This window comes from Rhizobium sp. WSM1328 (genome assembly GCF_057653715.1).
In genome coordinates this window covers 1,666,449-1,686,469 of the sequence record NZ_CM172788.1, presented here as the reverse complement: position 1 = coordinate 1,686,469, position 20,021 = coordinate 1,666,449, and the positions used below count along the sequence as shown (strand labels likewise).

The 20,021-nt window shown below is 61.2% G+C and carries 21 protein-coding genes; 4 read left to right on the top strand and 17 right to left on the bottom strand.

Annotation, left to right across the window (positions count from 1 at the left end):
• Positions 1 to 134: 134 nt before the first annotated feature.
• Positions 135 to 725 carry a GDYXXLXY domain-containing protein gene (locus AC2444_RS08665; protein WP_012757253.1) on the bottom strand — a complete coding sequence of 197 codons (591 nt, stop codon included), beginning with the start codon at positions 723 to 725 and terminating at the stop codon, positions 135 to 137.
• Positions 722 to 1,825 carry a DUF2157 domain-containing protein gene (locus AC2444_RS08660; RefSeq protein ID WP_012757252.1) on the bottom strand — a complete coding sequence of 368 codons (1,104 nt, stop codon included), beginning with the start codon at positions 1,823 to 1,825 and terminating at the stop codon, positions 722 to 724. The genes AC2444_RS08665 and AC2444_RS08660 overlap by 4 nt, the downstream gene beginning before the upstream one ends.
• A 678-nt stretch (positions 1,826 to 2,503) precedes the next feature.
• Here AC2444_RS08660 and AC2444_RS08655 point away from each other — a divergent pair.
• The 3 genes from AC2444_RS08655 to trmFO all read left to right on the top strand — a co-directional run bounded on the left by AC2444_RS08655 (position 2,504) and on the right by trmFO (position 4,615).
• A complete protein-coding gene (locus AC2444_RS08655) occupies positions 2,504 to 2,650 on the top strand; it encodes a DUF1127 domain-containing protein (protein WP_012757251.1) in 147 nt (48 codons plus the stop codon).
• Positions 2,651 to 2,944: 294 nt separating this feature from the next.
• Complete coding sequence (locus AC2444_RS08650) at positions 2,945 to 3,088, top strand: DUF1127 domain-containing protein (protein ID WP_003539017.1); 144 nt, start codon at positions 2,945 to 2,947, stop codon at positions 3,086 to 3,088.
• A gap of 93 nt (positions 3,089 to 3,181) precedes the next feature.
• Entirely contained in the window at positions 3,182 to 4,615 is a 1,434-nt protein-coding gene (gene trmFO, locus AC2444_RS08645; RefSeq protein WP_012757250.1) for a methylenetetrahydrofolate--tRNA-(uracil(54)-C(5))-methyltransferase (FADH(2)-oxidizing) TrmFO, read from the top strand.
• Between the two features lie 107 nt (positions 4,616 to 4,722).
• Here the strand turns inward: trmFO and AC2444_RS08640 are convergent, their stop codons facing one another.
• The 5 genes from AC2444_RS08640 to yajC all read right to left on the bottom strand — a co-directional run bounded on the left by AC2444_RS08640 (position 4,723) and on the right by yajC (position 9,446).
• A complete protein-coding gene (locus AC2444_RS08640) occupies positions 4,723 to 5,190 on the bottom strand; it encodes a hypothetical protein (protein ID WP_012757249.1) in 468 nt (155 codons plus the stop codon).
• A 71-nt stretch (positions 5,191 to 5,261) separates the two neighbouring features.
• Entirely contained in the window at positions 5,262 to 6,119 is an 858-nt protein-coding gene (locus AC2444_RS08635) for a phytoene/squalene synthase family protein (protein WP_012757248.1), read from the bottom strand.
• 2 nt (positions 6,120 to 6,121) lie between these two features.
• Positions 6,122 to 6,508 (bottom strand): Mth938-like domain-containing protein, encoded by a 387-nt coding sequence (locus tag AC2444_RS08630; RefSeq protein WP_003539009.1) that lies wholly within the window; start codon positions 6,506 to 6,508, stop codon positions 6,122 to 6,124.
• Positions 6,509 to 6,512: 4 nt separating this feature from the next.
• Positions 6,513 to 9,053, bottom strand: coding sequence for a protein translocase subunit SecDF (gene secDF / locus AC2444_RS08625; protein ID WP_012757247.1), 2,541 nt, complete (start codon positions 9,051 to 9,053; stop codon positions 6,513 to 6,515).
• 45 nt (positions 9,054 to 9,098) lie between these two features.
• Positions 9,099 to 9,446, bottom strand: coding sequence for a preprotein translocase subunit YajC (gene yajC / locus AC2444_RS08620; RefSeq protein ID WP_003558894.1), 348 nt, complete (start codon positions 9,444 to 9,446; stop codon positions 9,099 to 9,101).
• A 206-nt stretch (positions 9,447 to 9,652) separates the two neighbouring features.
• On the opposite strand from yajC, the gene AC2444_RS08615 reads away from it, so the two are divergent.
• Positions 9,653 to 10,525 carry an ATP-binding protein gene (locus AC2444_RS08615; RefSeq protein WP_012757246.1) on the top strand — a complete coding sequence of 291 codons (873 nt, stop codon included), beginning with the start codon at positions 9,653 to 9,655 and terminating at the stop codon, positions 10,523 to 10,525.
• Between the two features lie 164 nt (positions 10,526 to 10,689).
• Here AC2444_RS08615 and AC2444_RS08610 read toward each other — a convergent pair whose 3' ends face one another.
• The 10 genes from AC2444_RS08610 to nagZ form a co-directional block, all read right to left on the bottom strand.
• Positions 10,690 to 12,294 (bottom strand): peptidoglycan DD-metalloendopeptidase family protein, encoded by a 1,605-nt coding sequence (locus AC2444_RS08610; protein ID WP_026157328.1) that lies wholly within the window; start codon positions 12,292 to 12,294, stop codon positions 10,690 to 10,692.
• A 241-nt stretch (positions 12,295 to 12,535) separates the two neighbouring features.
• Positions 12,536 to 13,189, bottom strand: a complete 654-nt coding sequence (locus AC2444_RS08605) for a protein-L-isoaspartate(D-aspartate) O-methyltransferase (protein WP_012757244.1) — start codon at positions 13,187 to 13,189, stop codon at positions 12,536 to 12,538.
• Entirely contained in the window at positions 13,186 to 13,959 is a 774-nt protein-coding gene (gene surE, locus AC2444_RS08600) for a 5'/3'-nucleotidase SurE (RefSeq protein ID WP_012757243.1), read from the bottom strand. The genes AC2444_RS08605 and surE overlap by 4 nt, the downstream gene beginning before the upstream one ends.
• A gap of 4 nt (positions 13,960 to 13,963) precedes the next feature.
• Positions 13,964 to 15,247, bottom strand: a complete 1,284-nt coding sequence (serS, locus tag AC2444_RS08595; RefSeq protein ID WP_012757242.1) for a serine--tRNA ligase — start codon at positions 15,245 to 15,247, stop codon at positions 13,964 to 13,966.
• A gap of 199 nt (positions 15,248 to 15,446) precedes the next feature.
• Entirely contained in the window at positions 15,447 to 16,274 is an 828-nt protein-coding gene (gene tatC, locus AC2444_RS08590; RefSeq protein ID WP_012757241.1) for a twin-arginine translocase subunit TatC, read from the bottom strand.
• Positions 16,271 to 16,882 carry a Sec-independent protein translocase protein TatB gene (gene tatB / locus AC2444_RS08585; RefSeq protein ID WP_012757240.1) on the bottom strand — a complete coding sequence of 204 codons (612 nt, stop codon included), beginning with the start codon at positions 16,880 to 16,882 and terminating at the stop codon, positions 16,271 to 16,273. Before tatB ends, tatC begins: the two co-directional genes overlap by 4 nt.
• Positions 16,883 to 16,933: 51 nt before the next feature.
• Positions 16,934 to 17,125 (bottom strand): twin-arginine translocase TatA/TatE family subunit, encoded by a 192-nt coding sequence (locus AC2444_RS08580; RefSeq protein ID WP_012483600.1) that lies wholly within the window; start codon positions 17,123 to 17,125, stop codon positions 16,934 to 16,936.
• A gap of 185 nt (positions 17,126 to 17,310) precedes the next feature.
• Complete coding sequence (gene scpB / locus AC2444_RS08575) at positions 17,311 to 18,027, bottom strand: SMC-Scp complex subunit ScpB (protein ID WP_012757238.1); 717 nt, start codon at positions 18,025 to 18,027, stop codon at positions 17,311 to 17,313.
• The gene (locus AC2444_RS08570; protein WP_012757237.1) at positions 18,024 to 18,881 is read right to left on the bottom strand and encodes a segregation and condensation protein A; all 858 of its coding nucleotides are present in this window, start codon (positions 18,879 to 18,881) and stop codon (positions 18,024 to 18,026) included. The genes scpB and AC2444_RS08570 overlap by 4 nt, the downstream gene beginning before the upstream one ends.
• 18 nt (positions 18,882 to 18,899) lie before the next feature.
• Positions 18,900 to 19,913, bottom strand: a complete 1,014-nt coding sequence (gene nagZ / locus AC2444_RS08565) for a beta-N-acetylhexosaminidase (protein ID WP_012757236.1) — start codon at positions 19,911 to 19,913, stop codon at positions 18,900 to 18,902.
• Positions 19,914 to 20,021 lie beyond the last annotated feature (108 nt).

The window sequence follows — 20,021 nt, the reverse complement described above, 5'->3', positions numbered from 1 at the left end:
TATGCCTGCGCATGAGGCCTTCCGGAGCGCGGCGTCTCTATATCACCCGATTTGGTCGAGGCAAAGGAAAAATGAACGGTAAATGACAGGGGATTTGCGGCCCCGGAACCGCCCTGCCCCGAAGTGTGACGCGATCAGTAAAGCGGCTCGTCGTAAACCGGCTTGCCGTCAACCAGCAGGCTGCGGATCTGCGCGCTTCCATCAGGCGAGACACGCACTGCGATGGCGACATTGCCGTCATTGCGGGCCTCCTCGATCGGCTTGCCCTGGCCTTCTGGAACGTAGTAACGCTCGATGCCGTATTCGACACGCATGCTGTCGCCGGCGGCAAGTCCGCCACTATAAAATGGCTGGCTGCGCAGGATCACGGTCTCCGGCTGCGGAGGCAGCTCGTGAAAGGACGATTCGGTCACCGTCCAGAAACCGTCCTCCTGCTTCTTCAACCGGACCCATAACACCCGCTCGCCGGCCTCGGCCGGAATGCCGCCGGAAACCGTCTGCACCGGCACCGAGGAAATGTCGTAGTTCAAGACGACATAGTCGCCGCGCAGGAAATCGCGCGGATCGACGGGCGCCGTCTTCAGCAGCACCTCGGCGCCGTCGCTGAGGATCGACGCCCGGCTCTGGATGATCGTGCCGAGGATAAGGGTCTGCAGACCGGCGACGATGATCGCCGAAAGCAGATAGCCCTTGCCGGATTGCAGCCTTGCCATGAACGAGCTCATGCGCGCTCCCCCTGTGCATTCGCCGAAAAACGCCGTTCGAGACGGATGACCATCCAAGCGACAAGCGCCACCACGAGACCGGAGAAGAGGAAGAGGCTCGACGTGCCGAGGATCGAGCCGACGGTGACGGAGGCGAGATAGAGCATCTCCGCGGCAAAGGTCGCGTAGGCGAGATATCGCACCGCGCCATTATCCCTGCCACGCAGGACGATCGCCAGCACGGAAGCGGCAAGCGTCACCACTCCGAGCACCACCAGCCGCCAGCCATCCTCGATCTCGATATGCAGCAGCAGGAAGCCGATTACGGCGACGAGGAAGCTGTAGAAGGCCGGCGCCGCACCGGCGGTTCTGACCAAGGAGGCAATAGGCCTGGGGGGCAAGGCCGTCAGCACGAATGCCGCCATGCCGCCGATTGCAAAGGCAAGCGCCACGGCGATCTCCTCATAAAGAGTATAGAGCCATGCAAGCCAGCCGATCAGCAGCAGGTAGGCCAGGTGGCGGGCCCGCTCGGCGCCGGTATACCGCACCAGCCCGATGACGATCACCGCCATGACGGGCGCCATCCAGGGGGCGAACCCTATCCAGTGCGTGTCGTTATTCTCAAGATAGACGGCGAAGGACGCCCAGGAGAGGAAGCCGGCGACTACGGTCACGGCGCCCGAACGGAACAGGATCGCCGAGATCGTCGCAATCGCGAACCACAGATACATCACCGTCTGCTCGTCGCCGGAGAGATGATACATCTGCCCGACCAGCGAGATGGCGCCGCCGAAACTCATCGCGCCGATGACGAGCAACCCGCCTGCGGCCGCTGTCGCACCGCGGGCAAGCATCCTGGCGGCGGCGATATGCACTACCCAGATCAGGGCAAGGATGCCACCCACGCGCACGAGGCGCGGAATGGCCTCCCAGTTGGAGGCGACGACAAGCAGGATGGCAGCTGCAAGCAGCACCGCTGCCAGCGCCATCAGCACCCGGCCGAGGCTGAAGCTTGCCGGGCGGCTGTCATATTCGGCGAGTAGCGCACCTGCCGTTTCCTGCCCGAGCAGGCCCTTACCCACCCAGAGTGAGAGATCCCGCTCCAATCTGCCGCGATACATGCTCAACCCCTCGATTTCCGCAACGTCGACTGCGGCGCTGCAGCTCACGCCGTTATAGACGCAGCAAGGGTGTTCGCAAACGCTCTTGCGACAAATATACAAGTTCCTCATTGGTCTAAATAGTATCGAGTGTTAACCGGCCGCTAACGTCATAAGCGCTAATATAAGCTTATGAACGGAGAGGTATGTAATTTTCGCATATCCCCCATGAATTTATTGCACTGCACAATACTCATTAGTCATACTATTGATTAACGCATCGAAGCACGGGGATGGCGCCCCGGCCCGGTATTAGCCGGACGCCCGCGGATGCTTTGTCCGTGACGAGATTCGCAGCTGCGCACTCCTCCTCCCAGCGCGCTGCGATAGACTGACAACACTCCTCCTCCCAGTTGTCAGTCACCATAACACGCCCGCCGGATCCTCCCCCGGCGGGCGTTTTTGTTTAGCCAAAGCTTCAAATCGAATTGCTTTCTCAAAAGTCATTCTGCCTATTCGTTGACCAAAAAACGGTAAGTTTGCGTCAAATACCCTTTAAGCATTGCATAGCTCGCATAGGTGATCTGAAAACTTGTGTGTTTTAGTCTTTCGCGTCGCAACATATATTCGGGTCATCAAATAGAGGTCAGCGCCGATCGGTGGCTGCTGGCAGATGAAACCCTCGGAAAGGGGCTTAACATGAACTTCTCTCGCTCTTTCAATAACTGGCGCAAGTATCGTCAGACCATCACGGAACTCGGCCGCATGACCAACCGCGAATTGCACGATCTCGGCATCGACCGTTCGGACATCCATCGCGTTGCCCGTGAGGCTTCTTCCCGCTAATTCAAGGCGATCGCTGCTCCTCCCAGGCACGATTGTTCTCGATCGAAACGCCCGCTGTACCCACAGCGGGCGTTTTCTTTTGTCTTAACGGGTTGGCCGCGGCGGTTGCATGTTTTTCCGCATGATTAGCTCGCTCAAAAAATATTCACCGCCTAATTGTCGAGCATCATAGTGCACAATTGCATGGCAGACGCCTTTTATTTGCACTGCACAATCGGACGGATCGCGCCTATATAAACATCAACCGCAGAGAGACAGGCGATCCCGCCGTCCCGCGGACATAGGAAGAAGACAATGAACCCGATCCGCATTGCAAGAAGCTGGCTCAGCTACCGTCGTACGCTCAACGAACTCGGCGGCCTTTCGAACCAGACCCTGTCCGATATCGGCGTCAGCCGTTACGACATCCGGAATATCGCATCCCGCTCGTTCCGCTAATAGCGGGCGCGATGCTTCCAAGACGGCGCCTCAGGGCGCCGTTTTTGATTCCGGGGTGTTGGATCGCACCGGCCGACATGATATCAGCCCGGAATGAACACGATCTCCTCCTATTCCCCTATCCACGTCGTCGGCGGCGGGCTTGCCGGTTCGGAAGCCGCCTGGCAGATCGCCAGTTCCGGCGTCCCGGTCATCCTGCATGAAATGCGCGGGGTGCGCGGCACAGATGCGCACAAGACCGACGGCCTGGCCGAACTCGTCTGCTCCAACTCCTTCCGTTCCGACGATGCGACCAGCAATGCCGTCGGCGTCATACATGCCGAGATGCGCATGGCGGGCTCGCTGATCATGGCCGCGGCCGATCGGTGCCAGGTACCGGCCGGCGGTGCGCTCGCCGTCGATCGCGACGGCTTCTCCGAGGCGGTGACCAAGGCGGTCCATGACCACCCGCTCATCACCGTCGTGCGTGAAGAGATCACCGGCCTGCCGCCGAGGGACTGGGATCTTGCCATCGTTGCCACCGGACCGCTGACGGCTCCGTCGCTCGCGAGCGCCATCCAGACGGAAACCGGCGAGGATTCGCTTGCTTTCTTCGACGCCATCGCGCCGATCGTCTACCGCGAGAGCATCGACATGGATATCTGCTGGTATCAGTCGCGCTACGACAAGGTCGGCCCCGGCGGCACCGGCAAGGATTACATCAACTGCCCGATGGACGAGGCGCAGTACAATGCCTTCGTCGACGCGCTGATATCAGGCGACACGGTCGGTTTCAAGGAATGGGAAGGCACGCCTTATTTCGACGGCTGCCTGCCGATCGAGGTGATGGCCGAACGCGGCCGCGAGACGCTGCGCCACGGACCGATGAAGCCGATGGGGCTGACGAATGCGCATAACCCGACAGTCAAGGCCTATGCCGTCGTGCAGCTGCGGCAGGACAATGCACTTGGCACGCTTTACAATATGGTCGGCTTCCAGACGAAATTGAAATATGGCGCGCAGGCGGACATCTTCCGAATGATCCCGGGTCTGGAAAATGCGGAATTTGCCCGTCTCGGCGGCCTGCACCGTAATACCTATATCAACTCGCCCACCCTGCTCGACCCGTCGCTGACGCTGAAATCGCGGCCCGGCCTGCGTTTTGCCGGCCAGATCACCGGTTGCGAGGGTTATGTGGAAAGCGCCAGCGTCGGTCTACTGGCCGGGCGTTTCGCTGCCGCGGAACGCAAGGGCGAGGCGATCTCGCTGCCGCCGGCAACGACGGCGCTGGGCTCCCTGCTCGGTCATATCACCGGTGGGCACCTCGTCACCGACGAGGAACCGGGCAAACGATCGTTCCAGCCGATGAACATCAATTTCGGGTTGTTTCCGGAGCTCCAGCCGGGTTCGATCGTCAAACCTGAAGGCGTCAAGCGCTTCCGCGGCAAGGACAAGACGATCATGAAGCGGCAGCTGATCGCTCGCCGCGCCCTTGCCGACTGCGCGACCTGGCTCGGTCAAGAATCGACGCTTGCCGAAAGCGCCTGAACGGCGCTTCTATGCGTGTCGCATCGAACCCGGTTCAAGCGACCCGCTTGAAGTCTTTGCTTTATGCATGTCGTCGCAAAACGCTGCACGGTTTTGGGCGGCATGAATTACTGCTTGTTCGCCGCCGAAATATTGCCGGGCGGCAGGTCTTTATCCGGCTCGGCGATATAATTGCCGAGCAGCCACAGCGAGACTTCCGAGGCTTCCTTGGCAGAAGCAAATTGGAAATCGCCGTTGTGATAGGGTGCATCGAGAAAGTCGATCACCAAGCCCCTGCCCGTTTCCGAGCCCACGACGCGCACCCGGCCCGGCTCGATCAGATGGCAGGCGAAATGGCGCGACATGTTGCGCATGAAGCCGGCCTTGTTGTCATGCAGACGCACGAAGACGGCCTGGCCATTTTCCGTCGTCTGCAGCTGACGGATCGCCTCGTTCGGAAAGGCGCGACCGAATTCGACAATGGCGAGGCCCGTGTCATGCAGGCCGTCTTCCTTGTTCTGCGCGGCCATTCGTGTTGCCACGAAAGCAATGAAAATGACGATGGCGAAAAGGACGCACCAGACGATAATGCCCACGCCGAGTCTCCGTTCAAAGGGTAGCGGTGGAAGCCTTGTAGCGCGCGAGACTTGCGCGAATTTGACCGATATCAGATTTTTCGGCGTGCAGCAGCCAGCCCCATCCGCAGCTGGCGGCGCCATTGCGGCGGCTGCAGCGGCCGGTCGAACAGCAAGGCGCCGCGTTTCTGCGCCTTGATGAGCACTGGTTCGGCAAGCGTCGCCGGCAGGAAGGCTGGAAAGACGGCCGGCGCAATCGGCCCCGCCGCCCTCGCCTTTGCCAGATGTTCGCGACCGAGGCCGGCGAAGGCCTCGATGGCGGCAGAGATGCGCGGCCTGTCTTTTCCGGCGAGGAAGGCATCGCGGTCGAGACCGGTGGCCGAAAGGATCTGCAGCGGAACATAGATCTGGCCGCGGCGGCGATGCACTGGCATCAGCAGCAACAGCCCGGCGACCGCTTGGGCGACCCCGGCATGGCCGGCGGCGTCGGCCGATCGTGCGGCTTCCTCCGGCGAAAGCACCAGGCTTGCGAGCTGGATCAGGGCCGATGCCGTTTCACCGGCATAGCCTTCAAGCGAAAGACGTGTCTCCATCGGATCGTCATAGAGATCGAAGGTGCGGGCCTCGATCATGTCGATCAGCGTCTTGCGCGGCAGGCGGTGCGTTTCGATCGCGGTCAGAAGTGCTGCGGCAACGGGATTGGCCGCTGTCGAGCCATGCGCGCTGCCCTCCAGAAGATCGTGCCAATATTGCAGCCGTACCTCGCCGGGCAACGGCTCGTGCACGAGATCACGGATGCGGGCAAGCTCGGCATTGAAGGCATAAAGAGCTGCAAGCGCGCCGCGCTTTGCCTCCGGCGACAGCAGACAGGCGAGATAGCGGTCGCGATCGCTGTCACGCAGCATCGCCAGGCAGATCTCCTGGTTCGTCGCAATATTCGCTTCAGTCATCGTCAGACCGCAATCAACGCCGCGGCGACGGCACGTTGCTCGGCGAGCATGATATTGAAGGTGCGCACCGCCGCTCCGGTACTCATCGGATCGGAGGAGATGCCGCGCGACTTCAGCGCCAGCCTCAATTCCTCGGGCAGACGGCGAAGCTCGGTTCCGGTACCAACGAGCAGAACCTCGATATCGGCGGCCTCATCCAGCACCCGGCGAAAGTTTTCAGGCGACAGCGGTTTCGACATATCCATGTCCCAGCCATGAATGCCGGAGGGCAGGCAAAGGATCGAGCCGCGATGCGACATGTCGGCAAAACGAAAGCCACCATTGCCGTAAGCATCGATCGGAGCGCGCCCGGGGAAATGCGCAGCGCGGATTTCTATGCCTTTTGCCATGTTTTCAAACCACCGTGCCGGATTTTACACCAGCATCCGTCTTGTTGCTCTCTTCCCCGTCGGGAGCCTCCGGCCGCAGCCGGAAGACGATCAAGACAGGAGCAGCGATATAGATCGAAGAAAAGGTGCCGAGAGCGACGCCGAAGAGCATCGCAAAGGTGAAGGAGCGGATGACTTCGCCGCCGAAGAGAAAGAGCGCCAGCAAGGCGATCAGCGTCGTCGCCGCGGTCAGAACGGTGCGAGACAGCGTCTGATTGATCGAGGCATCGATCAGGATCGGCAGCGGCATCTTCTTGTATCGTTTGAGATTTTCGCGCATTCGGTCGTAGACCACGACCGTATCGTTTAAGGAATAACCGACGATGGTCAGTACGGCGGCGATGCTCGTCAGGTTGAACTCGATGCCGGTGAGGACGAAGAGACCGAGCATGATGATGACGTCGTGCAGCGTTGCGACGATGGCGCCGACCGCGAATTGCCATTCGAAGCGGATCCAGATGTAGATGAGGATCGCCGCAAGAGCTGCAAGCACGCCGAGCGTCGCCATCATCGTCAATTCGCCCGAGATGGCGGGACCGACGACCTCGACGCGACGAAAATCATAATCTTCCTGGAGCTCGCCGCGCACCAGCGTCGCCGCCGACTGCTCGGCATTCTCGCCGCCACCCTGGGAAGCGATGCGGATCCGCGCATTCGCCGGCCCGCCCGTGCGCTCGACACTGACATCGCCGAGATTGAGATCATTGAGGCGCGAGTGGATATCGGCGATCTCGGCATTGGCCTGCTTTGCCGTCACCTCGATGAGCGAGCCGCCAGTGAAATCGACGCCGAGATGCAAGCCGACGGTGGCAAAGGCGGCCATGGCGATCAGCGAAATGACCGCCGAGGCCGTAAAGACATAACGGCGAATCCCCATGAAGCGGATATTGGCGTGCTCGAAAAGATGCGTCAGCACGCTCTTCGGCAGATGCCGGGGATGGCGCGCGCTCAGCCAGACGGCAACGATCGAGCGCGTCAGCGTGAAAGCCGTGAAGACGGTCGTCAGGATGCCGACCGCAAGCGTCACCGCGAAACCGCGGATGGATTCGCTGCCGAGGAAGAAGAGGATGATGGCCGCAATGAAAATCGTCACATTGGCGTCGACGATCGTTGCGAATGCGCGCGAGAAACCGCGGCCGACGGCCTCCGCAAAGGAATGAGTGGTCTTCTCCTCTTCGCGGATTCGCTCGTAGATCAAAACGTTCGAGTCGACGGCCATGCCGACAATCAGCACGATGCCGGCAATCCCGGGCAAGGTGAGCGTCGCGCCGGCAAGGCTGAGCACCGCGACGATGAGGATCAGGTTGAGGAAGAGCGAGGCGACGGCGATGATGCCGAGGATGCGATAGAGCGCGATCATCAGTGCCGCGACCAATACGACGGCGACGAGGCCGGCAACGATGCCGTTGAAGATGGAATCAGCGCCGAATCTCGGGCTGACGCTGCGTTCCTCAACGCTGGTCAGCGTCGCTGGCAAGGCGCCGGCGCGCAGCATGATCGCAAGGTCGCGGACGCCATCCTCGGAGAAGTTTGCCGAAATCCTGCCCTCGCCGCCGGTGATCGCCGCATCGATGACCGGTGACGACATCACCTGGTCGTCGAAGACGATGGCAAGATGCTTGCCGATATTCTGCCCGGTCGCCTGCGCCAACCGCTGCGTGCCTTCGGCATCGAGACGGTAGGCAATCGAGGTCTCCTGCGTCTGCGGGTCGATGACAGGCTCGATATCGACCATGTTGCCGCTGTTGGCGAAAGCGGTGCGGTCGACGAGATAGGGGATCGGCGGATCGTCAAGCGAATAGAGCACCTGCGATGTCGCCGGCCAACGGCCGTTCAGCGCCTCCTGCCCCGACATGCTTTCGTCGATCAAATGAAAGGAAAGCTTGGCCGGCTGGTTCAGGATATTCTTCAGCCGCTCCGCGTCGACCGATCCCAGCACCTGCACGACGATCCGGTCGGCGCCATCGGGGTGAACGAGGAAATTATCATAGCCGAATCCGGCGATGCGGCGGCCAACGATATCGAGCGAGCGGGTCCGGGCGGAAGCGACGTCAGCAGTAATGCCGGCGTCGGAAATCTGCAGTGAGAGCTGCCCCTCTTCGCCCTGCTGCAGCGCAACCTCAGATCCGGAATGTCCGCCGGCCGTCGTCAAAGGCTTCAGCAGATCGACCGCCGCCTGTGTCTGGGCCGGATCGGTGATCCGGACGGTGACGGTCTGGTCATTGCCGGTCAGCCCGGTATAGCGGATGCTGGCGCCACGCAGCGCGTTGCGCACATTGGCGACCAGCTCTTCCAGGCGGTCCCTGACGATGTCGGAACGCTCGACCTTTAGAACGATATGCGAGCCGCCCTGCAGGTCGAGCCCAAGCACTACGCGGTCGTGCCGCAACCAGTCCGGCAGGGAGGATCGCTGCGCCTCAGTCAGCAGATTGGGCGCAGCGATGACGATGGCCGCAAACGCGGCCAGCCAAATCAGAAGTGTTTTCCAGCGGGAAAAATGCAACATTCTCTCGACGATCTTCCGATCCGGCGGTCCTGCCGTTATCGCTTGTTACGCCGCGTCGGCCTTGACCGGTTCACCCTTGACGCGAATTTCGGAGATGCCGCTGCGGACGATGCGCACGCGCACGCCGTCAGCAATCTCGACTTCGACTTCCTTTTCGTCGACGACCTTGGTGACCTTGCCGACGAGACCGCCGCCGGTGACGACCTGATCGCCGCGACGGATCGCCTTCAGGGTCTCCTCACGCTTCTTTGCCTGTGCGCGCTGCGGACGGATCAGCAGGAAGTACCAGACGACCATCAGCGGCACAAACAGGATGATCATTTCGAAACCGGAGCCGCCGAATCCCGTTGCGGTATCGGTCGCGCTCTGGGCGAATGCCGGGGTGATGAACATGCTAAACTCCTCAGGCTTGGGCGGCGGAACTCCGCCTCTCTTTTCAGGTTGCCGGACTATAGTTACGGCTTCGATGAATGCAACAGAAACAGCCGGAAACAGTACCGATTCCGCTGCCTCATAACCTTTCCGCATTCAAAACGCCATGCTAACCGACATCGAAAGATCAAAGCGGATTGCCGCAGCGAGAAATCAGGAGGCCGTCGATGACCGAGGAAATCAACACAGCCCTGCTTGCCGAACTGAGACGGCTCGCCGACGCCGTCGAACGTCTTGCCGGACCGGCGCCCGCCCGCAACGACTGGGATGCCGCCGACTGTTTCGTCTGGGCGCCATTGCGCCAGCATCTGCAGCCGGTCAAGAGGCCGAACCGGGTGGCGTTGACGCTCATCCGCGGCGTCGATCACGTGCGCGACATTCTGCATGAGAATACGGTGCGTTTCGCCGAGGGCTATGCCGCCAACAATGTGCTGCTCTGGGGCGCGCGAGGCATGGGCAAATCCTCGCTGGTCAAGGCCGTGCACGAGGATGTCAGGCGCGAAAGCAGTGTGTTGCTGAAACTGGTAGAAGTCCATCGTGAGGATATCTCCAGCCTTCCCCATCTGCTCGACCTCCTGAAGGACACACCCTACCGCGTGATCGTCTTCTGCGACGATCTTTCCTTCGATCACGACGACACCGCCTACAAGTCGCTGAAGGCGGCACTCGACGGCGGCGTCGAAGGGCGGCCGGACAATGTGCTGTTCTACGCCACCTCCAACCGACGCCATCTGCTGCCACGCCACATGATGGAAAACGAGCAGTCGACGGCGATCAATCCCTCGGAGGCGGTCGAGGAGAAGGTTTCGCTTTCCGACCGCTTCGGCCTCTGGCTCGGCTTTCACAAATGCAGCCAGGAGGATTATCTCGGCATGATCGACGGCTATGCCGATCACTTCAAGCTCGGGCTCGAACGCGACAAGATGCATGCCGAAGCGCTGGAATGGGCAACGACGCGCGGCGCACGCTCCGGCCGCGTCGCCTGGCAATATATTCAGGATCTGGCCGGACGCATGCGGGTTCACATCGACCGGGACTAAACATCTAAAGCACGTCGCATCGAACTTGATTCATGCAAGGCACTTTCGATCTTTTTCTTCTGCACGTCGTCCTCCCAGAACCGCTGCACACTTTTGGGCGGTATCCATCAAATGACAAAAGCCCGGCTGGTGGCCGGGCTTTTGCGTTTCCTGGTACGCAATACCTATTCCAGGAAAGTCATCGGGTTGACCGGGGACGCATCCTTGCGCACCTCGAAATGGACCTGCGGCTGCTTGACGTCGCCGCTCATGCCGGAGACGGCGACGGTCTGGCCACGCTGGATCTTCTGGCCGCGGGTGACGCTCAGCGTATCGGCGTTGCCGTAGACGGTGACGGTGCCGTCGTCGTGACGGACAAGAACCGTGTTGCCGAGTTCCTTCAGGCCGTTGCCGGCATAGATGACGACGCCGTTTTCGGCAGCCTTGATCGGCGTGCCCTGCGGGACCGAGATGTCGATGCCGTCATTGCGGTTGCCGTTGACGTTGGCACCGTATGAGGCAATGACCTGGCCGCGCACCGGCCAGCGATATTTACCGATGCCGGTCGATTCCGGCGCGGCGGAGCTGACGTCCGACTTCTTCTCGACATCGTCGACGGTCTGGGTGGCGGCCGGCGCCTTGTAGGGCGCGGGCTGAACGGAAGCCGTCTGCTGGGGAGCCGCCGGCTGAGTTGGCTTCGGATCGACCTTCTCGGCCGGGATCGAGGCGGTCTTGATATTGTCGGCGGTGCCGTTCGGGATCTTCAGGGCCTGACCGATGCGGAGCGAACTGGCCGACAGATTGTTGGCGGCTTTAAGGTCGTCGACATTGCTACCGGTCGCCTTGGCAATCTTTGCCAGGGAATCGCCTTGCTTGACGACATAGGTGCCGGCAGGCGCCTTCGGATCCTTGCCGGCGCCGGCGGGAAGTTTACCGGTGACATCGGCACTCGCCAGCGTCTTGTCGCGGGCGGAATTGGCGCCCGGAATGACGGCAACGTTCTGCTCAGGCGCCTTCGGCGCATCCGGCATCTTGCCGGGCTTGGAAAGGTCAGCCGCCTGCGATGCCGCCTTGGCGGCATTGCCGCCGTTGAATGTCGGGATCAGGATCGCCTGGCCGGGCTGGGCGGCAGATGCCGTCTTCAGAGCATTGACGCGCAGAATTTCCTTTTCCGGTACGCCAAAACGCCTGGAGAGGGTGGCGATGCTTTCACCCGGACGCAGCGTCACCGACGGAGCGTTGGTGGCAGACCAGCCGGAAACCTTCGGCGTCGTGCCGGTCGTCAGCGTATCGGGCGTCATCTTCGGCGCAGCCGGCGCCACCAATCGGGGCCTTTCGGCTTGCGGCGCAGTCGGGAAAGGCTGAGCGAGCGCGACTTCCTTTTCCCGCTGCCGGGAGGGTGCCGCCGCTGTCGGCGCGGCCAATTCTGAACGCTGCACGGAGACCGGCGCGGAAGCGAGACGTGCGCTCGAGCTCGACGTGCGGGTCGGATCGTAACCCTGGCGGACGGGATAAGGCTGATTCAGCGCATCATTGCCGCCGCCGTAGCCCGACTGGCTGGCAACGGCCGAACCGCCAAGATCGGCGCGCGGCACCGGATCACCTTGAGAACCGTTCATATTCCTGCGCGGAATGGAACTTGTGGTGATCTGGTCCTGCCCGGAGGAGGAAAACAAGCCGCCAAACCGTGTCACATCGGAACTGCAGCCTGTTGCGGCACTTGCCAGCAGGCTAACAACCAGAAGATTACCGGCCGACTTCCCGAACTTTGGCGAAAGACTGAAACGCATGACTCGACCCACTGAGAACGCAACCATTTGTGAGTCTATTAAAACGCGTTAGTATTACCACGCAGTTAAGATGCTGGAATCAGTACGATATTTTTGAGAAATTGATAACCATAGCTTACGGGTGAAAAATTGCAGTGTGCCGAGCATGATGCCAAAAAGCCTGAGCGGCTTTCGCATAACCTCATGCGCTGTTGTTTTGATGGTCGGATTTCAGGCCGATGCGGCCTGAAATCATCCACATCTACAGCAGCGAGGCAAGGCGCGGAACGATCGGCAGATAGGGAGCGTCGAACAGTTCCTCGCGTTCGAAACGGCTACCGGTTTTCGTCAGCCGCACCATGCGACACTCGTTCTCGGAAATCATCAGCGGCGCGATCATCGAGCCGCCGGAAACGAGCTGGTCGGTATAAAAGCGCGGCATCGCGTTGAAAGCGGCCGTCACCAGGATGCGATCGAAGGTCCCCTCTCCCTGCATGCCGGCGCTGCCGTCGGCCTGACGGATGACGACGCTGCGCAAACCAAGCGATTCCATGCGCCGCTGCGCTGCCGTCGTCAGCGTCTTGTAGCGGTCGATGGACAGGACACGCTCGGCCAGGCGGCCCATCACGGCGGCGGTAAAGCCGCTTCCGGTGCCGATCTCCAGGACGCGCTGGCCGGGCTTGAGCTTCAGGTGATGCAGGATGCGGACGGCAAAATCGATGCCTTCGAGAAAGGAGCCGCATTCGATCGGGATCGTCCGGCTCGAATAGGCGTCGTCGGCAAATTGCGGCGGCACGAACAGCGAGCGCTGCGTCTGCTCGACTGCCGTCAGCAGATCGAGATCGGAGATGCCTTCGGCACGCAATCTGAGGACGAGCGCAGCAAAGCCCTCCTTCTCCGCCAGTCTTGCCGTCAAACTTGTGCTCCGTATCCCAAGGCCCGCGCCACGCGGTCCGTCACGGAATAATCGGTCAGATCCAGTTTCAAAGGCGTTACCGAAATCTTATTATGCTTCAGCGCGTGAATATCGGTGCCTTCGACGAAGGCGCCGGCGCGTTCGCCGAACTTCAGCCAGTAGTAAGGAAATCCCCGGCCGTCGGAGCGGGCATCGACCTGCAGATTGAAGGCGAGCTTGCCCTGCATGGTCACCTCGGCACCGTCGACTTCGTCGGGACGGCAGTTCGGGAAGTTGAGATTGAGGAACGTGCCATCCGGCAGGTCCAGGACCATCAGCTTTTCCAGAAGAGCCGGCGCATGCGTCTCGCAGACCTCCCAGGGCACGATGCGCGCGCCGTCCTCATAGAGATAGGCCTGGCTCAGCGCGAAGGAGCGCACGCCCTGCATGGTGCCCTCGATGGCGCCGGCGATCGTGCCGGAATAGGTCACGTCGTCGGCGACGTTCGAGCCTGAATTGACGCCGGACAGGACGAGATCCGGCTTGATGTCCATCACCTGCCTGATACCCATGATGACGCAATCGGTCGGCGTGCCGCGCAAGGCGAAATGCTTTTCGGAAATCTTGCGCAGCCTCAGAGGTTCGGAGAGGCTCAGCGAATGGGCAAGGCCGCTCTGGTCGGTCTCGGGCGCGACGATCCAGACATCGTCGGACAGCGTGCGCGCGATCCGCTCCAGCGCGGCAAGACCTTCGGCGTGAATGCCGTCGTCATTCGTAAGCAGGATGCGCATCGCCTCAGGCCGCCCGTTCGATTTTGGTCAATCCGCCCATATAAGGCAGCAAAACGTCCGGAATCGTGACGGAACCATCCTCATTCAGATAATTTTCAAGGACGGCGATCAGGCAGCGGCCGACGGCAGTGCCGGAACCATTCAGCGTGTGCACGAACTTGTTGTTCTTATCTTCCTTGCCGCGGTAGCGCGCATTCATCCGCCGGCCCTGAAAATCGCCGCAGACCGAGCAGGACGAGATTTCACGGAAGGCATTCTGCCCCGGCAGCCAGACTTCGAGATCGTAAGTCTTGCGCGAGCCGAAACCCATGTCGCCGGTGCAAAGCGTCATGGTGCGGAAATGCAGGCCGAGGCGCTTCAGCACTTCCTCGGCGCAGGCGGTCATGCGCTCATGCTCGGCAACGGCGCTCTCGGCATCGGTGATCGAGACGAGCTCGCATTTCCAGAACTGATGCTGGCGCAGCATGCCGCGCGTATCGCGGCCGGCCGAGCCCGCTTCCGAGCGGAAGGACGGCGTCAATGCGGTAAAGCGGAGCGGCAGCTTTTCCTGATCGAGGATCTCTTCGCGCACGAGATTGGTCAGCGTCACCTCGGCCGTCGGGATCAACCAGCGTCCATCAGTCGTCCTGAAGAGATCGTCGGCGAATTTCGGCAGTTGGGCGGTGCCATAAACGGCCTCGTCGCGCACCATCAGCGGCGAGCTGACTTCGCTATACCCGTGCTCGCTCGTGTGGAGATCGATCATGAACTGGCCGAGCGCGCGCTCGAGCCTGGCGAGCGGCCCGGTCAGAACCGTGAAGCGCGAGCCGGAGAGCTTGGCGGCGCGCTCGAAATCCATATAGCCGAGCGCCTCGCCGATTTCGAAGTGCTCCTTCGGCGCGTGGTTCCAGCGCGGCTTTTCGCCGACGGTGCGGGTGACGACATTGTCATGCTCGTCCTTGCCGACAGGGACGTCGTCGAAAGGTATATTCGGGATGCGCGAGAGCGCGTCGTTGAGTTCGGCCGTCAGCTGCCGGTCCTCTTCCTCGATCGCCGGCAGCAGGGTCTTCAGTTCAGAGACCTCCGCCTTCAGCTTCTCGGCAAGCTCGCCATTCTTCTGGGCCATCGCCGCACCGATCTCTTTGGAGGCGAGGTTGCGGCGGGACAGCAAGTCCTGTGCCTTCTGCACGGCAGAGCGGCGCTTTTCATCGAGAGCAACGAGACTTTGGGCCAGAGGCTCCGCGCCGCGCTTGGCAAGGGCGGCATCGAGCGCTTCGGGATTCTCACGGATCCATTTGATATCGAGCATCGTCGTTCCAGGTCGTTGCAACAGAGGTGACCCGGCCAAAGCCAGATCGGGCCTCGACCGGATGTTACAGCGCCGCGCGACTTTTCAGACGCACAAGGGACACTGTAACACTTTGAATTGCTGCATAATTCCTTAAACCGATTCCGATTTAAGGACTAAGCAGTCGACGGCGTTCATGAAGGGATTTCGAGATCGCAGCTCAGACGCTGTCCGTCTTGGCAACATCTGCGGATCCGGTTTCCTTTTCGACCGCCTGCCGGGCACGCTGGCGCTCCACGAGTCGCGCCGCATGGATGGAAATCTCGTAGAGAAGGATCGTCGGTATCGCAAGGCCGATCTGGGACATCGGATCCGGCGGCGTCAGCACGGCGGCCACGACAAAGGCGAGCACGATGGCAAACTTGCGCTTTTCGGCGAGCCATTGCGACGTCAGAAGACCGACACGGGCGAGCAGCGTAGTGACGACGGGAAGCTGGAAGACGAGGCCGAAGGAGAAGACCAGCGTCATGATCAGGCTCAGATATTCCGAGACCTTCGGCATCAGCGAGATGGCCACCTCGTCATGACCCGGCGCCTGCTGCATCGACAGGAAGAACCACATGACCATCGGCGTGAAGAAGAAATAGACGAGCGCGCCGCCCATCAGGAACAGCACCGGCGAGGCGATCAGGAACGGCAGGAAAGCCTGGCGCTCGTTCTTGTAGAGACCCGGCGCCACGAACTTGTAGACCTGGGCGGCAATGATCGGGAAAGCGACCACAAGGCCGCCGAACATCGCCACCTTGACCTGGGTGAAGAAGAATTCCTGCGGCGCGGTATAGATGAGCTGGGCTTTCTCGACGTCAAGATGCGCCCAAATTACGGCTGTCTTGTAGGGAATGACCAGATAGTTGAAGAGATGCTTGGCAAAAAAGAAGCATGCGATGAAGGCGACGAAAAACGCGCCGATCGACCACATCAGCCGCCTGCGCAGCTCCATCAGGTGCTCGATCAACGGCTGCGGCTTGTCTTCGGTATCACCGCTCATGCCTCGTCCTTCTTTGTCTGCGCCGGCGTCTTCGGCGTTGCAGGCTTCCTGGCTGCCGTCGTGCGCTTCGGTTTTTCCACAGGCATGGCAATAGCGGCCGCAGCATCTACCTTGTCGGCAGCCTTGACGAGCGGCTTGCGCACGGCCTTCGGCTTGCCGGCAACCGTATCGGCCTGCACGATCGCTGCTGCAACCGGTTCCGACGGCGCAGGTGTCGCGACCAATGGCGGCGTTTCCGGCAGGCTCATCGACGGCGTCGGGGCTGCGACAGCATCGGGCGGCACCTCGGTCTTGTTTTCCGTGACGGTGGTCGACTTCTGCAGGTCGGCCTTGATCTCGTTGCCCATCTGGCGAAGCGGGTTCATCGCCTCGCGCAGACTGTTGACCGGGTTCAGTTTCTGGGCGTCGCTGATCGTCTGGCGGACATCGTCAAGCTCGGCTTCGCGCAACGCTTCATCAAACTGCGCGCGGAAATCGCCCGCCACCTTGCGGGCGCGCTGCGTCATCTTGCCGAAAGCGCGCAGCATCGGCGGCAAATCCTTGGGACCGACGACCACGATCAGTACGACCGCGATGACCAAAAGCTCGGTCCAACCAATATCGAACATGCAAGGCTCCTGGACGGGAAGCGCGGGGGCTGCGCTTTTTCCCGGACTTGGTTACTTCGTTTCGTCGGCCTTGTGATCGACGGTCTTTGCCGTGTCGGGCGCGTCGTCGTCCGTCATGCCCTTCTTGAAGCTCTTGATGCCCTTGGCAACGTCGCCCATCAGCTCCGGGATCTTGCCGCGACCGAACAACAACAGCACGATGACCAGAACGATCAACCAGTGCCACATGCTAAAAGAACCCATCATTACGCTAACTCCCTGTTTCTATGTTCCCACGATGTGGGGATTTCCCACATCATTTCCAACATCAAGCTCTTTGAACTGAGCTTAATGTCACGGTATCGCCCTTTGTGACAAGCCATTGACCCATCGAAAAGTGCTGGCTCCATTGTTTTCGCCATGCATGGCAAAAGCAAGACGCAAGCCCCTCAATCTTCGGAGGTGCCGCGTGGCGCCAGCAACCCCAGTTCCTCGAGGTCCATCTGGGTGATCGGGTCTTCGTCCTCGGTCAGTTCGTCGTTCATCAACGGCGAGGGAATATTGAAGTTTGCCGGAATGCGGCCCGACAGCAAGCCCGCTCCCTTCAACTCTTCGAGACCAGGCAGGTCACGCAGCTCTTCGAGACCGAAATGGTCGAGGAAATCGCGTGTCGTGCCCAATGTCACCGGCCGGCCCGGTGTGCGGCGGCGGCCACGGAACCGCACCCAGCCGGCTTCCATCAGCACGTCGAGCGTGCCGCGCGAGGTCTGGACACCGCGGATATCCTCGATTTCAGCACGTGTCACGGGCTGGTGATAGGCGATGATCGCCAGCACTTCCAGTGCGGCGCGCGACAGCTTCTTCACCTCATTGTCATCACGACGGATGACGAAGGACAGGTCGGCGGCGGTACGGAAGGCCCAGGCGCCTTCGACCTGCAGGAGATTGACGCCCCGCGGCGCATATTGCTCCTTCAGGCGCAGCATGATCGCATGCACGTCGGTCTTCTCAGGCAGGCGCTCGGCGAGGAAGGCTTCGGAGACCGGCTGCGAGGAGGCGAAGACCAGCGCCTCGGCGATACGCTCGGCCTCGATCTCGGCCTGCAGGTCGCGGCCCCTGTCTTCGTAATTGTCCTCGAAATCCTCTTCGCTCTTCGGATCGATCAAGCCGGCTGCTCCTGTTCGACCACTTGCAGCGTGGCATGTTTGGGACCGCGGCGCATGTATATCGGCTGAAAGGCGCCGTCCTGGCGGATTTCGAGCTTGCCCTCGCGCACCAGCTCCAGCGAGGCGGCAAAGGCGCTGGCGATTGCCGTGACGCGTTCCTCGGGCGCTGCGAGATACCGCAGCAGATAATGCTCCATCGCCGTCCAGTCAGCGACCTCGCCGATCATCTTGGTCAGCAGTTCGCGGGCATCGGTCAGCGACCAGACGGTGCGCCGCTCGATCGTTACCTGGGTGACGGCATGGCGCTGGCGTAGTGCCGCATAGGCGGTCAAGAGATCGTAGAGGCTCGCCGCATAAGCGGATTGCTGCCGGTCGGGAATATGCTCGGGCGCACCGCGCACGAAGATATCGCGGCCGAGGCGGTTGCGGTTGATGAGGCCGTCTGCCGCTTGGCGCATGGCTTCGAGGCGTTTCAGGCGGAAGGCAAGCGTGGCCGCCAGCTCCTCGCCGGAAGGGCTGTCATCCTTGATCTGCTGGGGAATGAGCAGCTTCGACTTGAGGTAGGCAAGCCAGGCTGCCATGACGAGGTAATCGGCGGCGAGCTCGATGCGGATCCGCCGGGCGCTTTCGATGAACAGCAGATATTGCTCGGCGAGCGCCAGCACCGAAATGCGCGACAGGTCGACCTTCTGGTTGCGGGCGAGATAGAGCAACAGGTCGAGCGGACCTTCGAAGCCGGCGACGTCGATCACCAGCGCCGGCTCGTGGGTAGCGCGCTCGGCAGCGTTATCCTGCCACAACTTGTCCATCGGCGTTGCCGCCTGCGGACGTTCCGTGCCCTTGACCGTGTTCACCTAGCTGCTCCCTTACGATCAGACCGTCGCAAACATCGCTTCGAATTCCGCCCTCAATTCCGCTTCATCTGAAGTATCCGCCGCCGCGAATCCTGCTTCCACCGCTTTTGCGCGGGCAAGCGATATGCCGGCGAGCGGCGGAACATTTGCCACGACATCTAGCATCTCGTCCATATTGCCGTTGCAATGCAGCACAATATCGCATCCGCCTGCAATGATATTCGCCGCGCGTTCACCGATCGTGCCGGAAAGAGCGTTCATCGAGCTGTCGTCGGAGAGCAGCAGACCGTTAAAGCCGATGTGCTTGCGGATGATGCCGTCGATCACCTTGCGCGAGCACGTCGCCGGATTGTCCGGGTCGATGGCGGTGAAGACGAGATGGCAGGTCATTGCCATCAACTCGTCCTTCATCGCGACAAAAGGCGGAAAATCATGGAGCTCCAGCTCGTCGCGCGAGACGGTGACAACAGGCAGTTCCAGATGTGAATCGGCAAAGCCGCGACCATGGCCGGGCATATGTTTCATGACAGGTAACAGGCCGCCGGCCTTCAGCCCCTCGGCAGCCGCCCTTCCCATCGCGATGACGGTTTCGGGATCGGCGCCATAGGCGCGGTCGCCGATGACGTTGCTGCTGCCCTCGACCGGCACATCCAGCACCGGCAGGCAATCGACATCGATGCCGAGGCTCGAAAGGTCGAAGGCGTGCAGCCGTGACATCAGCCAGGCGGCGCGCAGGCCGAGTGCCCGATCGCGGCGATAGAGCTCGCCGAGCGCCTGGCCGGAAGGATAACGCGCCAGAACGGGTGGACGGATGCGCTGGACGCGGCCGCCCTCCTGGTCGATCAGCACCGGCGCATGCCAGCCGACGCTGTCGCGCAGTTCGGCGACGAGGTCGGCGATCTGCCGCGCTTCGGAGATGTTGCGCCCGAAGAGGATGAAGCCCCAGGGTCGTTCGCCCCGGTAAAAGGCCTTCTCTTCGGAAGTGAGGGCAAGGCCGTTGCAGCCAAGGATCATCGCTTTTGATTCGGTCATATCCGAATCTTAGAGCCTTTCCTGGTCAGATTGAAGCATTCTACAGGAGCAGGTTTTCGGCCCGATGCACAAAAAAGAGCGGCGGACCGATCCAGCCCGCCGCTCTCA